General features: G+C 69.0%; 2 protein-coding genes and 1 pseudogene. All 3 read left to right on the top strand.

Features of this window, described 5'->3' with window-relative positions:
- Nucleotides 1-294, top strand: a 294-nt coding sequence (locus HR086_RS46230; protein WP_217442231.1) for a hypothetical protein, incomplete at its 5' end; no start/stop codon positions are given.
- Between the two features lie 75 nt (nucleotides 295-369).
- Nucleotides 370-2061 carry a carbon starvation protein A gene (locus HR086_RS46235; protein WP_174454235.1) on the top strand — a complete coding sequence of 564 codons (1692 nt, stop codon included), beginning with the start codon at nucleotides 370-372 and terminating at the stop codon, nucleotides 2059-2061.
- A gap of 19 nt (nucleotides 2062-2080) precedes the next feature.
- Nucleotides 2081-2345: pseudogene (locus HR086_RS46240) on the top strand (ferrichrome ABC transporter permease); the annotation flags it as partial.

A 2345-nucleotide genomic window follows, 5' to 3' on the forward strand; every position in this document is an offset into this window, starting at 1 on the left:
CCCCCGAAGTCCGCCCCTCCGAAGCGCGCGGCGGCCCCGCGCGTGCGAATCATCTCCGGCAGCACGAACAAGTCCCAGGCCGAGCTCAAGAAGGAGTGGAAGGAGTCCGTTGCGGTGTTCAAGACGCTCCAGGAGTTCCGCTCCTGCGACGACCTGGGTTTCCTGTGCCAGCAGCGGGACGACCTGAAGGAGCTGGTGGAGGCCTCCGAGGGAGAGGTGGACCCCGAGCTCCTCGGGAAGGTGAAGCGGCTCAAGAAGGCCGCGCAGCGACAGCTGGACAAAGTGGGGCAGTGAGGACGCTGATTCGTTCCCCGAGCGTCCAGGAGTCATGGAGTTGACCGGAAGTCCCGGGCGGGAAAGCCTTCAGGGATGAGCCTCCCCCTGATTGCCGGCGTGTTCCTGGTGGTGCTGGCCCTCGGCTATCGTTTCTACGGGGGCTTCATCGCCCGGCAGTTCCGGTTGGACGGTGAGGCCCAGACGCCCGCGCACGCGAAGAACGACGGCGTGGACTTCGTGCCGACGAAGCCCTTCTACCTGTTGGGTCAGCACTTCAGCGCGATTGCCGCGGCGGGTCCCATCGCGGGTCCCATCCTCGCGGCGCAGCAGTTCGGCTGGTTGCCGGCGCTGTTGTGGATTGCCGTGGGCGCGGTGTTCATCGGGGCGATGCATGACTTCGCCACGCTGGTGGCCAGCGTGCGCCACGGGGCCGTCTCCATCGCGGAGGTGGTGCGCACCCACCTGGGGGCAACGGCGGGGTTGGCGATGCTGGCCTTCATCTGGGTGGCGCTCGTCTACGTCATCGTCGCCTTCACGGACGCCACGGCCGCGACGTTCGTCAGCGGCGACGCGGAGCTGGAGGGGCTCACCTTCCGCTTCAACCCGGGCGGCGCGGTGGCCTTCGCGTCGATTGCATACCTGGCGCTGGCGGTGGTGATGGGGTTGGTGGACCGGTACCTGAAGCCGCCGCTGTGGCTGCAGACGCTCATCTTCGTGCCGGCGACGCTGGGGGTCGTGTACCTGGGCACGCGCTTCTCCACGCTGCTGGTGCTGGATGCGCGGGGCTGGGCGGCGCTCATCCTCGCGTACTGCTTCGTCGCGTCGCTCACGCCGGTGTGGGTGCTCCTGCAGCCGCGCGGTTATCTGGGCGGCTTCGTGCTCTACGCGGCGCTGGCGGTGGGCGTGGTGGGCATCTTCTACGGCGGGTTGAGCGGGGAGCTGTCGATTCAGCAGCCGGCCTTCGCGGGCTTCAACGTGCCGGGGGCGGGAGGCGCGCTGTTTCCCTTCCTCTTCGTCACCATCGCCTGCGGAGCGTGTTCGGGGTTCCACGGGCTGGTGTGCTCGGGCACCACGTCGAAGCAGATAGACAAGGAGCCGCACTGCAAGCCGGTGGGCTACGGGGCGATGTTGCTGGAGGGCTTCGTGGCGGTCATCGCGCTGGCGACGGTGATGATTGCCACGAAGGGGGAGCTGACGGGCAAGGCGCCGGGCGCGGTGTACGGCGCGGGGCTGGGACGCCTACTCGTCACGGTGCTGGGCAAGGAGCACCTCGTCTTCGCCACGACGTTCGGCGCCATGGCCTTCTCCACGTTCGTGTTCGACACGCTGGACGTGTCCACGCGGCTGGGGCGCTACATCCTCCAGGAGCTGACGGGGCGGAAGGGCCGGGTGTCGGCGATGGTGGCCACGGCGGTGACGTGTGGGGTGCCGCTGGCCTTCGTGCTGCTGGCGGGCACGGGGGCGTGGCGCTCGTTCTGGACGTTGTTCGGCACGTCCAATCAGTTGCTCGCCTCGCTGTCCCTGCTGGGCGTCTGTGTGTGGCTCAAGAGCACGAGCCGGCCGTATGTGTACGCGCTGGTGCCCATGTTGTTCGTGGGGGCCGTGACGCTCACCAGCCTGGTGCTCCTGGTGCGCGAGGCGCTGCAGCCGGCCAGCTCCGCCGTCTCCCGGGTGAACGGGGTGGTGGCGGTGGTGTTGCTGGCGTTGGCCCTGTCTCTCTTCACCGCGGGGGCGCGTGCGCTGCGCTCCCGGCGAGCACCTCCGGCCACCGCGCCCGCGGTCTGATTCAGCCTCCAGGTTCGCCATGCTCCGCTACGCCGTCGCCATCTTCACCAGTGCCTTCCTTCTGTTTGGTGTGCAGCCCCTGGCGGGGCGGTATGCGTTGCCGTGGTACGGCGGCACGCCCGGCGTCTGGACCGCATGCATGCTGTTCTTCCAGGCGGCGCTGCTGGGAGGGTATGCGTATGCGCACGGGCTCGCCTCGCGGCTGACGCCACGGACGCAGGCGAAGGTGCACCTGGGCGTCCTGGCGGTGGCGGTGGCGGTGCTGGGGGCGCGGGCCTTGTGGG

It is taken from the genome of Myxococcus sp. CA039A (genome assembly GCF_013336645.1).
GTDB lineage: Bacteria > Myxococcota > Myxococcia > Myxococcales > Myxococcaceae > Myxococcus > Myxococcus llanfairpwllgwyngyllgogerychwyrndrobwllllantysiliogogogochensis.